This is a genomic window from Chryseobacterium limigenitum (assembly GCF_900114875.1).
Lineage (GTDB): Bacteria > Bacteroidota > Bacteroidia > Flavobacteriales > Weeksellaceae > Chryseobacterium > Chryseobacterium limigenitum.
In genome coordinates this window covers 1-15,436 of the sequence record NZ_FPKW01000038.1, presented here as the reverse complement: position 1 = coordinate 15,436, position 15,436 = coordinate 1, and the positions used below count along the sequence as shown (strand labels likewise).

Below are 15,436 nucleotides of genomic sequence, written 5' to 3'. Positions count from 1 at the left end.
TAGAAACAAGATCAATAACAGACTCACGATTTTGCAGAATAATTTTTTCAAAATTCTTTTTACCAATGAATTCGATGATGGTGAGATGCAAACGACAGAACGCATAAAAAGCGGTAGTCATTTTTTTGACTCTTTCATCAAGAATTAATTTTACCTTTTCCAGATCATTTTCAACCTGAGAGGCAAATTCATTTCCAACGAATTTTTCAGGTTGCAATTCTTTCCAGTTCTGTGTTGTGGAACGAGGTATGGAAGAAGTAAAAGAGTGAGGGAGTATTTGTTCATGAATACCTAAAGCGTAAGAAGTCTTAATGGTGGAGTGGTATCTTTTGTATTTTTTCATCAAAAGCAAAAATACTAAAAATTAACCCTCATTTTAGATATCAAAACATCAAAAAAAGTTAAAGAAAATCCAAAAATACCCATGACGAAAATTCGTCAGTCCATCACACAAAAGAAAATGGTTCGAGACCCATAAAGGGTTGTAGATTAGTGTAATGTTTTGATTTGTAGTGCTAAATGGTTCGAGGTTTGACCTGCCGGGATGCCTGGTTTACTTTTTAGAAAATATTATTTTTTTATAAAATGAATAGGATATTCATTGTAAGTATCATTTTCATAATCACTATTTTTAGTGTTCATTACTCTATGAGTTTCTCCTAAAGAGCCTTTGTCATCATGGCACAAAAACCTTTCCACATATGCATAAAACTCGCTCCCCACATCAACTGTAAAACCAGGTGAAAGTGTAATTTCTTTTCCGGCTCTATATATTACATTTGATAATTCTGAATTTTCTGGAGCAGCCAGTGAATTTTTCGCAAATATATGAGACGATGAAGTGAGGTTTTGGTACATTGCTATGTACTGAGGATTACTTGCAGTTCCAAAATACTTAACTTCATCCTGACCTGAATTCTGAAAAATTGAACCCTTACGATGATGTATTATGATTTTGTTGGGCCAAATGTTTTGATCAAGGTTGTCCATTAAATTATAGGCAGAATAAGGATGCCGCGGAAAGCAAACATCATCTGTATTACCATTGTTATTCTCTGAGTTTCCTCCGAACCATCCGGAAACAGTATTTACAGCATTGTTCACCGTGTTATATATCGTGGCAGATACATTTCCGACTTCAATACCGGCTACTTTTTTACCACTATTTCCACAATTTCCATCCATTAGTTGATTTTGATATTCATAAAATAAGTTATGAAGCAACATATAATCGACACCAGGATAATTACCATTAAAGCCTCTCTCGTTTCCTCTGGAGTCAGGATGTTCCAGTCTGTCTTGAGAAGACCATTCCCAACTTCCATAATTAGCTTCAGCCTCTTTTACACTATACTTGTAAGGACCAAAGCAAGGTGCCTGAGCAATAGACTTTTCATAAAATGATTGTGGTTTTAAAAGTACACCGTCCTGATGTAGGACTTTTCTCAATAACTCTGCCCACTCAACAGACCACGTATCGGTATTCAATTTCATGTTTAGGTAAGCAGGTTTTAAACCAAATGAAGCGGGAAGATTACTCCCTGCTACATCCCATGCCATAAATACGGCTATATCCATTTTATTTGGTACAGATGACCGTGACCAGATATCATATTGGGTTTTACCCTGTAACCTTGCAACAGGATCATTATAAAAGGCTCCCAAATTAAGATAAGACCACGGAAAGTCCTGATTGGCAAAATTTGCCATATGACTTAATGGCCAGGAATAAAATACACCAAGTGCTCCTACATTTATTTGGCTTCCATCCGGATTTAGCAAAACCCAATTACCTTTCCCTTTCATATAAGTATAAACTCTCCGGGCAATTCTTCCTGCCTCTTTTTTGATTGATGTCTCATCATCCTGAAACTTTTGATTGTTAAAAGTAACATCAGAGGGAAGATATTTATTGACAAACATCATAGCAGTAAGCATACTGTGAAACTTATCCAAAGGCATAGCCATTTCTTTTTTTTCATCATTTCCACCTCCCCAGCTTCTTGATTCAATGTAATCTATGAATTTGGTTTCTTCCACACGATCCGTGAAAGCACTTCCACAAAAACCATTATTACTACCTTGCTGCAAATTGAGAGCATAATTGAAATGATTAAGATTTTTATTAATATAATTTGGAGGCATATCTTCTCTTATCATATAACCGTTTAAATTGCCATAATTTGCTGTTGAGATAGTGAAATCATTATTTTGATTAGGAGCTCTGTCGTACCAATTCCCCTCAGCTTCAATATCTAATCTGTTTATCATGTAAAGAAGATGATACAATTCTTTGACGGTTTCTGAAACGTCCTGATTGGCTCTGGATAGCAGTTTGTATTCTAATGCCAAAGCCATTATATAATGATTAACAATATCAATTTGATCAGGACCCGGTTTTGAACCTCTTTCAAACTCGCCGTTATTATTTCTTTCTGCAAGTATGATACAATCACCCTGTTCCATTCCAAGTTTCATAAAATCGTTGATTAATCGGGTACGATAATACCAATATCTCCTGTGTGCTTTATTGTCATCTAAAGTTTGAGAGCTTACGTCACCATCGAAAAAAATAACTAAGATGAAAAATATTAATATTTTCATTGCTTTTGGCTTTTTAGAGATTCCTTATTAACTATACCTAAATCATCTTTCAATCTTTTGTTTTCATCCTTTAAGAGACTAACTTCTTTTTTTAGATCAATGAGATACAAATAAATTTCTTCGATCTTTTCCATATGCTTTGTCAGCATTTCCCCTAAATCAATTCCGTTATCCTTTTTGATAAGTGCTGCAGATTTAATTCCTGGCAAATGCTTATTTTCTTTTACAAACATCTCCAGTTCTTCCAATGCTTGAAGACGGTGATCAGAATCAAATACATAATCCGGCCATGGTTTGTTCATCGTAACTTTTATTTCTCTTGCTCCTATCTTTCCTTCAACAGCTAGTTTGAAACTTCCCGGATTATCTGTTCCTACACCAACATTACCATTATCTGCAAGAAATAAAAAATAGTTTCCAAAATTATTACTTCCGGCAGGTTTCCAGAAATTTAGACCGCTTAAAGAAGGAAGAGAGGTAGATTTTGCATATTCGATTCCCCAATCTCCTGATTGAGCCTGATAATCACCTCCAAAAATCATCATTGGACCACCTGCAAAATTTTTCCCTGTTACCCTGATAATTCCATTATGCACGTGCAATGAAGCCATAGGTTTTTCTATGTTAATACCAACATTTCCATTCGCAGCTATTTTGAAATGACTTTTCTTATTAGGTTGCCCGGAAGGAAAAGAGATGCTGTTTACATCTATTGTCTGAACATTCAACAAGTCATAATCCGTAATAGCTTGTATTGTTGAACCCTGCTTTACAACGGGGTGAAGTGTATGATAGTTTGAGAGAGTGAATAAAGGCATATCATGATTGATACCATTGAAAAGAAATTTACCTGTAAATGTTTGCTTATCGGTTTCATCTATAACAATCCGATCATTGTTATTGGTTTTAATTGTAAGACGTTGTGCATTGGTAGTTCCTAAAAAGTCATTGTTTGCAGCAACATTTCCCGCTGTATTCCACGTTTGAGTGTACATTTTTATGCTCATACTCAAAAGGATAATTATTTTTAAAGTTTTTTTTGTCATTTTAGTTTTATTAATTATTTCTCAAAACAATTAGGTTTGTATTATTATCCTAATATTTGAATCAAATTTTATGTGTAAATTGTAATTTTTCAAGTTCTTTAATCTTTGTTTTGTCAATTGCATCCCTAATTACAAAGACTATTTCTGAGAAATTATCTTTATTCATTCTTCTCCAAATAGGGGTGACAAGTTTGTAATTCAAATTTAGTTCAACAAGTTTAGAGTGATTTAGCTCTGATATGAAATCCTTAACTTCATATTCATTTTTTGCAATGATTTCTATTAGAATATTTTTATGGTCTTTTGATTAAAGAAATAGCTTTGAATAATAACTCTTATAAAGCATTCCCAGTAGGCTTTTTTAACAATAGTTGCTACTTTTAAGTCTTTATCAGATTGCACCAATATTTTTCTGTCTTAATTTTTCGATACTGTAAAATTTTAAGATCTTAATGTCTGCCTATTTTATGGAGTTGCTTTTAAATAACCCGACCTTAAATAATTATGATTTACAGATATATTAATTATGTAAAAAGTCCATTATGTAGATCGGGTAGTAATTGTTAAATTCTTAACGTAGGGATGAATATCCATCTACAGCATCATTTGGAAATGTATTTCCATCAGTATTCCAATAATGCCCAGTTGTATTTCCTATAGAAACTACTGGAAGGACATATGCATTGGAGGGTATTTCAAAGGAAAAAAAAGGGAATTTAATTTTTTTATAAATCCAAAGAATAATTGTATTTGTATCATAATCTGTCTGCACACAACTTACTCTATCTCTCAAACTGTTTGGAAGTTTTGTAAGAATTGTAAATCCAGACCATTGCCTCAATATTGATCCTCCCAAATTAATATGCTCATATAAGCGATTATATTTTGGAGCTACTGCTTTTAGATCCTTATCTGTCGATATATTTGTAATTACTTTTTCATATAGATTTTTTAATTGCAAATATTCTTTATCATTCTGATCAATTTTTTTATTAATCAACTTTTCAGCTATTTCGTTTATTTTTTGATAATTAGCCAATACTTCCTTTAGTTTCGGCAGCATCTCCAGATTTTTGAAATCTATATAAAAATCTTCTTGATTTGTAGTTTTGTAGCTTTTGCCATTTTTCACATAGTTGAATTCGATAAAATTATTCATACCTTTTTATTTTTATATTAGCCTACTCTCATCGTTTTTCGGCTTCCCCGTCTTACTCGTTTATAAGGATTTTCAGAATTCTCCTTTTTAATAGAAATGGGTACTTTGCAAAGGTTTTGGTTTCTATTGATTGTAATTTCTGATACAAAAATGAGAGAAAGAGTAGATGAAAAAAACAGCCATTTGATGAACGGAAAGTCTGATTGTACAAACGGGCTTTTATATAGGATGATCCGTAAACGTAAACTGGCTTATAAGCACAAAAAAAGAATGCAAAATTTGCATTCTTGTAATATAAAGCTAAAGATTTTCAATCCGCTTCAGAAATAATTCTCTACGGTTTCTGGCCACCGGAACACTGTGGTTGTCCTGAAGTTCTACGGTTCCATTCCTATCATACTTATCAATATAATCAAGGTTAATCAAATGAGATTTATGGGTAAGAAAGAAATTGAGATTTTCCAGCATCTTTCCAAAATATCCAATGCTGTAAGAGCTTACCATTTGCTGTTTGTTTTTAAGGTATAATACCGTATATCCCTGCGTTCCTTCACAACGCACAATATTTTGTACTTCTATAAAATCCAGACCCTTGGAAGAAGGGATAGCTATTTTCTTATTTCTATTTTGAGTCAAGCTAAGGTTTTCTACGAGTTGCCTGTTTTTAGCAAGGGCAGTTTTATGCTCAATATTTTTTTTTGCATTTTCTATGGAAAGCATTAAATCCTGATCCATTATCGGTTTTAGAATATATCCTATCGCACAATGTCTAATGGCTTCTATGGCATAATCTCCATAAGCCGTTACAAATATGACTTCAAATGAAGGATTTTTTATTTGCCTTAAGAATTCAAAGCCATTCATTTTTGGCATTGAAATATCCAGAAATATAAGATCCGGAGTGTTTTTCTCCATTTCTTTCAATGCTTTTTCAGGATCCTGAAACTCTCCGATCACATCAATATCGGAAGCGGTTCTTTCAAGCTTACTTTTAATAATAGAAATAGCTTTTCTTTCATCATCGATAATATAGGCGGTAATACTCATAATGCTTCAATGGTTAAGGTTACTTTTGTTCCGGATTCTTTTGGGTTTATTTCTGCCAAATCTTCTATGATATAATTAATCTTCCATTGCTTTCCATCTTTCAGAAGTTTTAACCTTTCTTCTAAGACATCTGTGGATTTAGAATACAACTGCCTTTTGCTGTCTTTGTAGATCTCTTCGGACTTTTTAATCCCGATTCCGTCATCCAAAATAGTAATTTGGTAGGAAGAGTTATGTATTTCTTTGAATGAAATTTGAATGTTTCCATTTCCGGATTTATGAAAGATCCCGTGATTAATTGCATTTTCTACGATAGGCTGGATAATCATGGATGGAACTCTTGTATTTTCTGTATCTATATTTTCATCAACGGTTATGCCGTAGCTAAGCTTGTCTTCAAACCTAAGTTTTTCAATCTCCAGATAATGAGTGATAAAGTTAAGTTCCTCCTGAAGACTCAGGTCTTTTTTGCGGGAGTATTCAAAAAAATTACGGACAAGATGTGAGAATTTAGCCAAAAAATCTTCAGACTGCCGGATATCGTTTTGCTGTATGAAATACAATACGGTATTTAAGGCATTGAAAACAAAGTGCGGATTCATCTGTGAACGCAGTGCCAGAAGTTCTGCGCGGTTAATCAGTACCTCATTATCCAGTTTTTCCTGCAATTTCTCCTTGAGTATTTCATTTTTGATTTTCGTAAACCTGTAAAAAAGAAACAGCATGATAACTGCTACCAGTGCAGAAACACAGGAAAAAACAACTAATAATTTGAAAGATTCTTCCGATTGCTGCATATGAAAGCTGATATTAAAAACAAATTAATAATTAAATTTAATAACATAAGAACGGTATCATTAATTTCTATGGAAAAATCAATATGTTCCATGAAAAATACAAAAGGTAGAATACCAATATGATACACCAATACTCCACAGGAAATCAGAAAAGAAGGGCTTTTGAATAAATGAAAAACCTGCTTTCTTTTCAGAAGGTCTGAAAAATAATAGAATACACTGATAATGATAATACAGGATCCTGTCAAAAATGTATGTTTGGACAAATTTGCCCATCCCTCAAAATAATAGGCTATACCACTGCTGACAGCCAGTAAAGCCAGTAATATCCAAAACGGAAGCTGTATTTCCAAATTTTTATAGTAAAGAAGGTAAAGTATAAAGGATATAATAATGAAAGGATTGTAGCAATAATTGTTATTGATATTTAAATAGAAACCAACATAAATAGCCAGTATTTCGGTTAAAAGTCCAAGTAATACATTCCAAACAATAATTCGCTCGGGAATCTCCAGTTTTTTATATCTGAAAATCCCTACTGCTAAAGTGATAAGCAGTAGAGATATGGTAACGTATTGCTGTGTCCATATTTGGTGTAATACATATTCTAAGTTGGGTGCGGGTCTATTCATTACAGAAATTTAAGAAATAGTTTTAAGATAGTATGCTTAATTGGAATGAAATTCAAATCTAGGATTTCCTGAACCTGAGATGTCAAATAAATATTCAGTGTTTGGGTCATCAACACTCTTGCTGGATTCATAATCTGCTTTATCAGAAGGATTTATTGTTTTTTTCATCTTAGTATCTACATCAGTATTATTTGTGCTTTCTCTTATTGTGGGAACAATAAACAGCTTATACTTTCCAATTGTTCCGTCCGAATTGTTTTCAGCCCCCAAATACATCCTGTAGCCGGAAATTTCATATCCTTTGTTCTTTGCTGTTTTTTGAGTTAAGCATAAGTAGCCCGACAACTCTTTGGCAGGGAACCAAAAATCACTTCTCTCATTGGCTATCGCTTTGGGGGCTCCTAATCTTACCTGCTCCTGATTGCTAAAAAAATTCTTTTGAATGTCTTCAGCAGTATCTTTTGATATTAAATGTTTGGTGGGTGGGGCAGTTTCAATCTTACAGTAAGTATTTTTACAGATACATGAATTAAAGATCAAGGCTAAAATACCAAGGGCTGAAATAATAAATGTTCGTTTCATATCGATTTAATTTTTTCCAAAGATGAGATGTAACTGATTTTAATACAAGTCCTATTCGATGATCGGCTGTTCTGATTCGATAATTGGTAATTTTTTTTTAAGTTCCTATTTTTGTTTTAATTTACAGATAGGATAAAAATTTCACTCCATGAAGCTGCCCACAAACATAGAAGACAAATATCTTAAAGAAGTTCTCTTAAACTTTTCTCTTGAGGATCTTCGTGATGAAGAATGGAAGGTCATTGAAGGCTTTGATAGTTATGCTATTTCCAATTACGGAAGAATAAAGAGCCTAAAACGCAGTGTTATAAACTCAAATGGAGGAGAATGGAAAATGCCGGATCGTATTATGAAACTACACGTGGGGAAGTATTATAATAAATATGTAAAAAAAGACTTTTATAGTGTTCGATGCAGATTGTCGTTAGAAGGAAAGGACTATGGAAAATCAGTTCCCCGTTTGGTCTATTACCATTTTGTTGGAAAATTTGATATGGATGATCATAAACTCCTTATATCGTTTAAAGATCATAACCAGTTCCATGTTCATTCCGATAATTTGGAAAAGCTTTCTGTAAGTGAAGTTCATTTTAAAACCATGAAAGAAGGAAGAGGAAAGAAAAGGAATTTTAACAGGGCGGTAAGCCAGTATACTGTTGAAGGAAACTTTGTTGCTTTTTATGAAAGTATAGATGCAGCAGCAGATAGCCTCGGTATTAACCGGACATATATTTTAGGCGCAATAGAAAAAGAGCGTCTGACTGTGGAGGGTTTCCGATGGTTTCTAAAAGACCAAGCGCCGACAAAAGACGACTTTATGCCGTTAGGAAAAAAGAAATCCGATAAAATCTTCAACAAAGCTCTTTGGAAAAGGCTTGGACAACCAGAAATTGATGAGAGCAATCCGCCTGCCTGTATGAACTTATCTCTCGAAGATCTTCCGGGGGAACATTGGAAACCGATTCCCGGAATCGGGGATCAATTCCTTATATCAAACAAGGGCAGGATTAAACGGTTGAATACCTGGACAACACAAACCAAAAACACAATCTTTTTAAAGGAACGAATTATATCTCTTTCAGCGAATATCTCTTCTGAAAAATCATTTTCTTTACATACTAACTTGCACTATAATCGCAAGAAAATTAATATCCGGATCAATAAGTTGCTCTATTATTGTTTTGTAAAAGAATTTGATCTCAGTGACAGAACGATAGGTGTTGTTAATCAAAGTGAACCATTGTGGGATATTGATATCACCAAACTTTCGTTACATTCTGTTTATTTTTTTCTTAAGGGGAAAGAGGCAGAGAAGAATGTTTCAACTGCCCAATTATAAATTAGATGGAGTTGCTATCTTTTTTAGGACAACTTCTTATACTCTTTAAGTTGAGAGAGGGTATTGATCTCTCCATCTCCATGAATAAGTGTTTTAGGGCTCTGCAAACGATAACTTTTGTCGATCATTTGCAACCAGGTGTATTCACAAGCATTTGTTTGAAGATATTGAACAATGCCAGATCACCAACATTCATAGTCATGTTGTTTTCAACTTCAATATCCAAGTGTTTCCCTGTTTTTATCACTAAATCTTTTGGGATGTTTAATGTAGCATTACCCTGTCCATCAAAATGCAGGAAATTACCATCTGGTGTAGATTGTTTCCAGCTTGCTTCTGCATCGTTATTTATACTTTCTATATAGATCGCCTTTTTTATTAACATCTTTAAATAAGCTCTTAAAAAAAATCATATTTTCGTTGCCTGAAAAATACTACAATGAAAACAAAATTAATTCTACTGGCTATTATAGCCTTTGCAAACCTCACGTTTGCACAAATTCTGACCAAAGACACATCATTTGCCACAAACGGGGTTTACATCAGCAACGTCAGTCCTTATTCTTACTTTACGGGTTTTGCTCAAAGTGCAGATGGAAGCATTTATTTCACTTATTCTCCTACTTCCACTACAACAGTGCTTACAAAACTTACCAGCAACGGAATATTAGATACAAGCTTTGGTAATAATGGCGAACTTTTTTTGAATTATTCGCCTTACAGTAATACATCATTAACAATACAGTCGGATAATAAAATAGTATTAGTCTGTACTCATTATGATGCTAATAATACCTATACAGATGTTATCAGAGTTCTTCCAAACGGTCAGTTAGATAATACCTTTGGCAACAACGGCATAGTTTTAATTCCTAATTTATTTTACGGTTTGACAGATTATGGAAATGCAGTACATGGTCTTCTTTTGCAGAATAATAAACTTATCGTCTACGGAAATTATAGTAGTAGCCCAAATTCATATCAAACCGAGTATCTTATTTATAGATTAAATTCAAATGGAAGTATTGACAGCTCTTTCGGAACTAATGGTAAAATTACCACTACCCGTTTTATGAAACCTTTCATAGATAATCAATCAAATATTGTTACTTTTTCGGATTTAGATATTAAAAAATACAATCCAAACGGTCAACCTCTTACAAGCTATGGTAATAATGGGGTACAAACTTTAAATTTTCCTATTTCTAATTCTGTTCCTTTTATTTTTCGTAGTGCAATTTTAGACAGCAGTAACAGAATCCTTTACTTAGAATCATCCAGTGAAGGGATAAAAAGAATAAACCCTGATGGAACACTAGACTCCACATTTAATTACGATTATTTCCCCAACGGAATTAGTAGATTGGTTAACAATTTGTATGAGAAAGATGGATTTTATTATGTCTGTGGAATGGGAGAACTAACAAATGGAGGAATGTCTTATTTTATATCCCGACTTACTCAAAATGGTTCTGTAGACCCTGCTTTTGGAAGTTTTGTGGAAACTGACCCTACCACTTTTAATCTATATGCTATTAGTAATATGTTTGTAAACGATAACAGTTTTATAGTAGCAGATGAGTATAAAATAGTGAAGTATTTGAAAAATAACGCCACCTTATCTACAACAGAAAACACTAACAATACAGAAATACAATTTGAAAATCCTGTAAGAGACAATTTGGTTTTTAAAACTAAAGAAAAAATAAACAATATTGAAATATATTCTATCACAGGAATGTTGGTGAAAATCCTGGAAAAAAATTTCACAGATGTTTCAACTCTTTTAAAAGGTAATTATATTGCAAAAGTTAGTTTTCAGAATAATAAAACCAAAATAGTAAAGATTATTAAAAAATAAATTTTAAAGCTTTAGAAAATAAGAAAGAATCTGTCTCACAACTGAGGCAGATTTTTTTTAGACTTTATCAAGAAATGGAAGATAAAAAATTAAAGTAACAAAGTCTTTTCTTTTAAAAACAATGGTTATTCCCGAACTGTTGATTCCATAAAATTTTCCAATTTTCCAGAAGAAAAATTTATCTTTCTTTCTACACTTTTTTGTGTTAAATTTATAGAAATATTACTGTAAAAAGTTCTTAGTCATTAATGAAAAATAGTTTCTTTCTCCTTTTTTTGGTGCTTAATTTTTCTGTACAGGCGCAGAAAATCTCAGATTCTACCAGATATTTTAGAAATGATTACGATGAAGTAGATTGTAATATTGTTTGGAAAAATAACCAAAAATTATTTAAGCTTTTTAAAAAGGAAGCAAAAAAAATAGATTACAAATCATTAAGTAAGGTTATTATCAAAGATTTTGATATTAAAAATATACCAGATAAAAACATCATTTTCAAGTTATATACCACAGAAACTGTATATGCAACCTTCACAATTTGTGGCAGTAATCTAAACATAAAAAATCCGAATTATAATTATCTTGATTTTTACACTCCGGAAAACATAAAATTGCTACAGAAAAAACTGAAAAAGAATCTCTATTTTGATTTCAGCGACTCCAAGTTTGAAAATAATGAATATCGGCCGATAAAAAAAGAGACCATAAATCATCCTTTTTATCAGTATCTGAAGAATATGAGAAGTGCAGATAAAACAGTTTGCTATGATCCTGATACAGTTGTTAGTAAGCCAATAACTTTAAATGAAGCAGGATGGATACAGCTTAACTTCAGAAATCATTTGGGTGGAATTGTAATTGTAAAATATGATTATTTCATTTACAATAAGTTTTCTCCTGTAGTTTTTAAAACATATAAGTATCAGGACAGAAAATGGGTGGAAATACCAACAAAAGATGAACATTTATTTTAGAAATCAGTAATGAAAAAATACCTTATTTTCCTTTCATCTTCTGTAATTTTCTGCGTAAAAGCACAGGAAATTACTGATCAAGAAGCTTTCAAAAAATGCAGGAAAGAATTCATTAAAAAGATTTGTCTTTCGGATGAAGATAAAGACGGCGTTTTGTTTTATTTAGACCATTGTTCAAAAGTATCAGGAGCTGTAGAAAATAATGGATGTACATGGCCTGATACAGACAGCGATGGAATTATAGATAAACATGATGCATGTCCTACAGTTCCTGGACCTCCTGAAAATAACGGTTGTTCTTGGCCGGACACAGATGGTGACGGCATTCTAGATAAGGATGATGTATGTCCTACAATCCCTGGGATTTTGGAGGAGATGGGCTGTCCAGGTGGAAAATTGGATTGTACTCAGTTTTATGAGGATGAAAGAAAAAAAAATTGAAAAATTCAGAGAAGATAATTCAACAATTGAAAATATTTATAATAAGCTGAATGGCAACTTATTGAAATATTTTTCTGAGAAAAATAAAAGTATAAAAGTAGATTTAGTTTATCTGAAATTTATGGATTATGGTCCATCATGTGTTTATTATCCCAGAAATTATGTTCCTACTTGTACAAGTAGCAGAAAAACAGATGAATATAATTTTTTGCTAACAAAATTCTGGAGTAAGAAAGCTTTGGCGCATTTTGTTCAGAAAAATAATCTTGCTGTATCATTAAAGTATCCATTTAAAGAATATGGCACCAGTTTCAGTCCTGTTTTATTAGAAGAGTTACACAATTATCTAAAATCAAATTCGGTAGGAAGTACATCGTATATTTTTCCTCAGGGTCAAAAAAAAGTGAAAGAAAATGCAGTTACTATTGTATTAGAAATAAGATTTTTGAACCCCTATATTTTAGAAATAACATATACTCCCAGCTCTGGCGGATTGTATCCTGTTTCTAAAAAATTAGAATACCGTAATGGAAAATGGAACGATTTGAAAGAGTAAAATTGATAGCGACTTTTAAAATCAGAAACAATGATAAGTGAAAATTAATGAAACCCTATTTTATTTACTTTCTTCTCCTGACAATCCTTTCTTTCTGTGAAGGCATAGAAAATTGTCGACAAAGAAGCTTTTAAGATTGCAGAGAAACTTTTCAGTAAGAAATTTTGTCTTTCAGATGAAGATAAAGAAGGCGTTTTATGGCTCCCTTCCACGAACAGCAGTTGAGATAAAAAACATCTGCAAAGGGGAAAAGGCGTTATTATAGATGTTTGAGAGTGTAAGCTATTTACCATCAGACTGTACCAATATTGGTACAGTCTGATGGTAATTCTAAAATAAGTTTCAGTATTGTATAAAAAGTAGGAAATGCTTATTTTTTTCAATCCAAAAAAGAAAAAGATCTTTGACTTTGATGTTTGGCTTCCTCCCAGGAAGAAATGTTGATTTAGTTTTTTCAGAATCGTTATATTCAAGTATATAGTTGCCAGATATTTTTTTAAGGCTGAGTTAACGAGTGAAGATAATGTCTATAAATATTTATATTTGGAGAAAATATTGTTCATGATTTATCTTCCTAAGCAAGTAATCTTAATTTTCATGCTAGTTTCTGGTTTGTTGTTATCTCAGAATAATGAAAAAGAAAAGATAGATATTCTTCTGAAAAGTTCTACTGATAATTTGGAATATAATGGTATAAAATCTTTGGAATATTCTAAAAAAGCTAGTCTTATTGCTGAAGAAATAGAAGATTCTGAAAGAAAGACAAAATCTTACCTTATTATAGCCAAAAGTCTTTACAATCTGGATATGTATAAGGAAAGTTTAACTTATATAGAGAAAGGATTGAATGAAAAATATACGAATAATGATGTTCTCTTGGAAGCTTCTTTAAAAGAGTTTAAAGCGTATAACTATTTTAGCTTGTATTTAGACGATCAAGCATTGGAGGAATACAAGAGTGTGATAAATCTTGTATCTAAACGAACAGACACAGAATCGTACAAAATACTTTCTCGAATTTATGCTTCGATTGGTCTTATGTACGCTTTAAAAAACACCAATAAAACTGCAAACTACTACATAAATAAAGCTCTGAAGAATTATCAAAAAGTGCCCGTAAATAAGGTTGAAAAATTTGATCTTTCCGGACTTTATATTGTAAAAGGAAGAATTTGCCTGACTGACAAGAAAACAGATTCTGCCTTTTATTATATTGAAAAAGGTTATGACTTTGTAAAGGACGACAAAAAACATTCAAATTACAGGCAACTATCTGCACTGGCTGATTTTTATTATACCACAAAACAATATTCGAAAGCACTTGATTATTATCTAAAAGTTATTGATGATATGGAGAAATTCAATATCAAAAATGCTAACTATTTAATTGAAATTTATCCTACAATAGCTGAACTTTATAAAAAACTTGATGACTCCGAAAATCAAAAATTATTTTTGGATAAATACAGAAAAGAAAGTGAACAATTCCAAAAGAAAAATACAGAAAGTGTTCAGGTTGTAATCAACTCTATTCTGAATCAAAAGAACAAAGATGTATTGTTTATCAACAAACGAAGTAATGTTTTGATTTCTTTATCTGTTATTATTGCAGTGATCATTTCGGTTCTATTCTATATAATTTATAAGAAGCTCAATAGAAAACGGAAAAAAACTATGGGGGAACTTGCTGTAAAAGATGCGATGATCATAGAAAAAGATGAACATGAAAAACAGCTAAAATTAAAAGTGAATGAAACTTTTAGTGAGATCATAGCTTTAGCCAAAGAAAATCATCCGAATTTATATACTCGTTTTCTGGAAGTTTATCCTGATTTTCAAAAGAAATTATTATCCATTAATAACAATCTGCAAACCAGCGAATTGGTTTTGCTTTGTTACGTCTATCTCAATTTTGAAACCAAAGAGATTGCAGAATACACTTTTAAATCTCCAAAAACCATACAAAACAGAAAACATCTTCTTAGGAAAAAATTAGGGATTTCATCCAGTGAAGATTTTTATATCTGGCTAAAAACAAACATTAATTAACCTGAGTTCGGGTTAAGCGAAGTTTAAGAATAATTGACCATCATTTACTTTTTTTAAATTTAATGATGGTTTTTTTGGAAAGAAACAATACGCAGTAAGGCTTCCCAAAATATTTATCATAAAGTTGTTTACACTTCTATGACGAGTGTGCTCCACTTGACAATGATTTTTCAATTCATCGTTTATCGTCTCAATGATCGCTCTTTTGCGAAGTAAAATTTTGTCTTCCATCTTCATAATATGGTTCTTCATATTCTTGCGAAGTTTAGTAAAAAGCTGAATTCCATCCGAAAAAAGCATCTCCCACAAAACTTTTGAGAGATATCCTTTGTCGGCGAAAAGTTTTCCG

16 protein-coding genes and 1 pseudogene are annotated in these 15,436 nt (G+C 32.2%); 6 read left to right on the top strand and 11 right to left on the bottom strand.

What is annotated here, in order from left to right; all coding sequences use genetic code 11:
* The 8 genes from BT156_RS21310 to BT156_RS21270 form a co-directional block, all read right to left on the bottom strand.
* A partial coding sequence (locus BT156_RS21310) for a hypothetical protein (RefSeq protein ID WP_139255557.1) occupies window positions 1-343 on the bottom strand: 343 nt, incomplete at its 3' end.
* A gap of 227 nt (window positions 344-570) precedes the next feature.
* Entirely contained in the window at window positions 571-2,604 is a 2,034-nt protein-coding gene (locus BT156_RS21305; protein WP_072412936.1) for a 3-coathanger stack domain-containing protein, read from the bottom strand.
* Window positions 2,601-3,650 carry a hypothetical protein gene (locus BT156_RS21300; RefSeq protein WP_072412935.1) on the bottom strand — a complete coding sequence of 350 codons (1,050 nt, stop codon included), beginning with the start codon at window positions 3,648-3,650 and terminating at the stop codon, window positions 2,601-2,603. The genes BT156_RS21305 and BT156_RS21300 overlap by 4 nt, the downstream gene beginning before the upstream one ends.
* 571 nt (window positions 3,651-4,221) lie before the next feature.
* On the bottom strand, window positions 4,222-4,809 hold the full coding sequence (locus BT156_RS21295; RefSeq protein ID WP_139255555.1) for a hypothetical protein: 588 nt from the start codon (window positions 4,807-4,809) through the stop codon (window positions 4,222-4,224).
* A gap of 300 nt (window positions 4,810-5,109) precedes the next feature.
* Window positions 5,110-5,856, bottom strand: coding sequence for a LytR/AlgR family response regulator transcription factor (locus BT156_RS21285; RefSeq protein ID WP_072412932.1), 747 nt, complete (start codon window positions 5,854-5,856; stop codon window positions 5,110-5,112).
* Window positions 5,853-6,653 carry a sensor histidine kinase gene (locus tag BT156_RS21280; RefSeq protein ID WP_072412931.1) on the bottom strand — a complete coding sequence of 267 codons (801 nt, stop codon included), beginning with the start codon at window positions 6,651-6,653 and terminating at the stop codon, window positions 5,853-5,855. The genes BT156_RS21285 and BT156_RS21280 overlap by 4 nt, the downstream gene beginning before the upstream one ends.
* Entirely contained in the window at window positions 6,620-7,285 is a 666-nt protein-coding gene (locus tag BT156_RS21275) for a hypothetical protein (RefSeq protein ID WP_072412930.1), read from the bottom strand. The genes BT156_RS21280 and BT156_RS21275 overlap by 34 nt, the downstream gene beginning before the upstream one ends.
* A 36-nt stretch (window positions 7,286-7,321) precedes the next feature.
* The gene (locus BT156_RS21270) at window positions 7,322-7,867 is read right to left on the bottom strand and encodes a hypothetical protein (protein WP_072412929.1); all 546 of its coding nucleotides are present in this window, start codon (window positions 7,865-7,867) and stop codon (window positions 7,322-7,324) included.
* Window positions 7,868-8,015: 148 nt separating this feature from the next.
* Between BT156_RS21270 and BT156_RS21265 the strand changes: the two genes are divergently transcribed.
* Window positions 8,016-9,206 (top strand): NUMOD4 domain-containing protein, encoded by a 1,191-nt coding sequence (locus BT156_RS21265; RefSeq protein WP_072412928.1) that lies wholly within the window; start codon window positions 8,016-8,018, stop codon window positions 9,204-9,206.
* Window positions 9,207-9,330: 124 nt separating this feature from the next.
* On the opposite strand, the gene BT156_RS21260 is transcribed toward BT156_RS21265, so the two are convergent.
* The gene (locus BT156_RS21260; protein ID WP_072412927.1) at window positions 9,331-9,591 is read right to left on the bottom strand and encodes a hypothetical protein; all 261 of its coding nucleotides are present in this window, start codon (window positions 9,589-9,591) and stop codon (window positions 9,331-9,333) included.
* Between the two features lie 54 nt (window positions 9,592-9,645).
* On the opposite strand from BT156_RS21260, the gene BT156_RS21255 reads away from it, so the two are divergent.
* The 4 genes and pseudogenes from BT156_RS21255 to BT156_RS21240 all read left to right on the top strand — a co-directional run bounded on the left by BT156_RS21255 (window position 9,646) and on the right by BT156_RS21240 (window position 13,038).
* Window positions 9,646-11,067 carry a T9SS type A sorting domain-containing protein gene (locus BT156_RS21255; RefSeq protein WP_072412926.1) on the top strand — a complete coding sequence of 474 codons (1,422 nt, stop codon included), beginning with the start codon at window positions 9,646-9,648 and terminating at the stop codon, window positions 11,065-11,067.
* 248 nt (window positions 11,068-11,315) lie between these two features.
* On the top strand, window positions 11,316-12,041 hold the full coding sequence (locus BT156_RS21250) for a hypothetical protein (protein ID WP_072412925.1): 726 nt from the start codon (window positions 11,316-11,318) through the stop codon (window positions 12,039-12,041).
* Window positions 12,042-12,173: 132 nt separating this feature from the next.
* Window positions 12,174-12,428, top strand: a pseudogene (locus BT156_RS22430) (thrombospondin type 3 repeat-containing protein); the annotation flags it as partial.
* A 34-nt stretch (window positions 12,429-12,462) separates the two neighbouring features.
* Window positions 12,463-13,038, top strand: a complete 576-nt coding sequence (locus BT156_RS21240) for a hypothetical protein (RefSeq protein ID WP_072412924.1) — start codon at window positions 12,463-12,465, stop codon at window positions 13,036-13,038.
* Between the two features lie 44 nt (window positions 13,039-13,082).
* Here the strand turns inward: BT156_RS21240 and BT156_RS22265 are convergent, their stop codons facing one another.
* On the bottom strand, window positions 13,083-13,511 hold the full coding sequence (locus tag BT156_RS22265; RefSeq protein ID WP_170857357.1) for a hypothetical protein: 429 nt from the start codon (window positions 13,509-13,511) through the stop codon (window positions 13,083-13,085).
* A gap of 88 nt (window positions 13,512-13,599) precedes the next feature.
* Between BT156_RS22265 and BT156_RS21235 the strand changes: the two genes are divergently transcribed.
* The gene (locus BT156_RS21235) at window positions 13,600-15,087 is read left to right on the top strand and encodes a hypothetical protein (RefSeq protein WP_072412923.1); all 1,488 of its coding nucleotides are present in this window, start codon (window positions 13,600-13,602) and stop codon (window positions 15,085-15,087) included.
* A gap of 12 nt (window positions 15,088-15,099) precedes the next feature.
* Here BT156_RS21235 and BT156_RS21230 read toward each other — a convergent pair.
* Window positions 15,100-15,436: transposase (locus BT156_RS21230; RefSeq protein ID WP_139255481.1), on the bottom strand; the 337-nt coding region annotated here is incomplete at its 5' end.

Coding starts and splice junctions, on each gene's coding strand:
- BT156_RS21305 (WP_072412936.1), bottom strand. CDS start 2,604: ATGAAAATATTAATATTTTTCATCTTAGTTATTTTTTTCGATGGTGAC.
- BT156_RS21300 (WP_072412935.1), bottom strand. CDS start 3,650: ATGACAAAAAAAACTTTAAAAATAATTATCCTTTTGAGTATGAGCATA.
- BT156_RS21295 (WP_139255555.1), bottom strand. CDS start 4,809: ATGAATAATTTTATCGAATTCAACTATGTGAAAAATGGCAAAAGCTAC.
- BT156_RS21285 (WP_072412932.1), bottom strand. CDS start 5,856: ATGAGTATTACCGCCTATATTATCGATGATGAAAGAAAAGCTATTTCT.
- BT156_RS21280 (WP_072412931.1), bottom strand. CDS start 6,653: ATGCAGCAATCGGAAGAATCTTTCAAATTATTAGTTGTTTTTTCCTGT.
- BT156_RS21275 (WP_072412930.1), bottom strand. CDS start 7,285: ATGAATAGACCCGCACCCAACTTAGAATATGTATTACACCAAATATGG.
- BT156_RS21270 (WP_072412929.1), bottom strand. CDS start 7,867: ATGAAACGAACATTTATTATTTCAGCCCTTGGTATTTTAGCCTTGATC.
- BT156_RS21265 (WP_072412928.1), top strand. CDS start 8,016: ATGAAGCTGCCCACAAACATAGAAGACAAATATCTTAAAGAAGTTCTC.
- BT156_RS21260 (WP_072412927.1), bottom strand. CDS start 9,591: ATGTTAATAAAAAAGGCGATCTATATAGAAAGTATAAATAACGATGCA.
- BT156_RS21255 (WP_072412926.1), top strand. CDS start 9,646: ATGAAAACAAAATTAATTCTACTGGCTATTATAGCCTTTGCAAACCTC.
- BT156_RS21250 (WP_072412925.1), top strand. CDS start 11,316: ATGAAAAATAGTTTCTTTCTCCTTTTTTTGGTGCTTAATTTTTCTGTA.
- BT156_RS21240 (WP_072412924.1), top strand. CDS start 12,463: ATGAAAGAAAAAAAAATTGAAAAATTCAGAGAAGATAATTCAACAATT.
- BT156_RS21235 (WP_072412923.1), top strand. CDS start 13,600: ATGATTTATCTTCCTAAGCAAGTAATCTTAATTTTCATGCTAGTTTCT.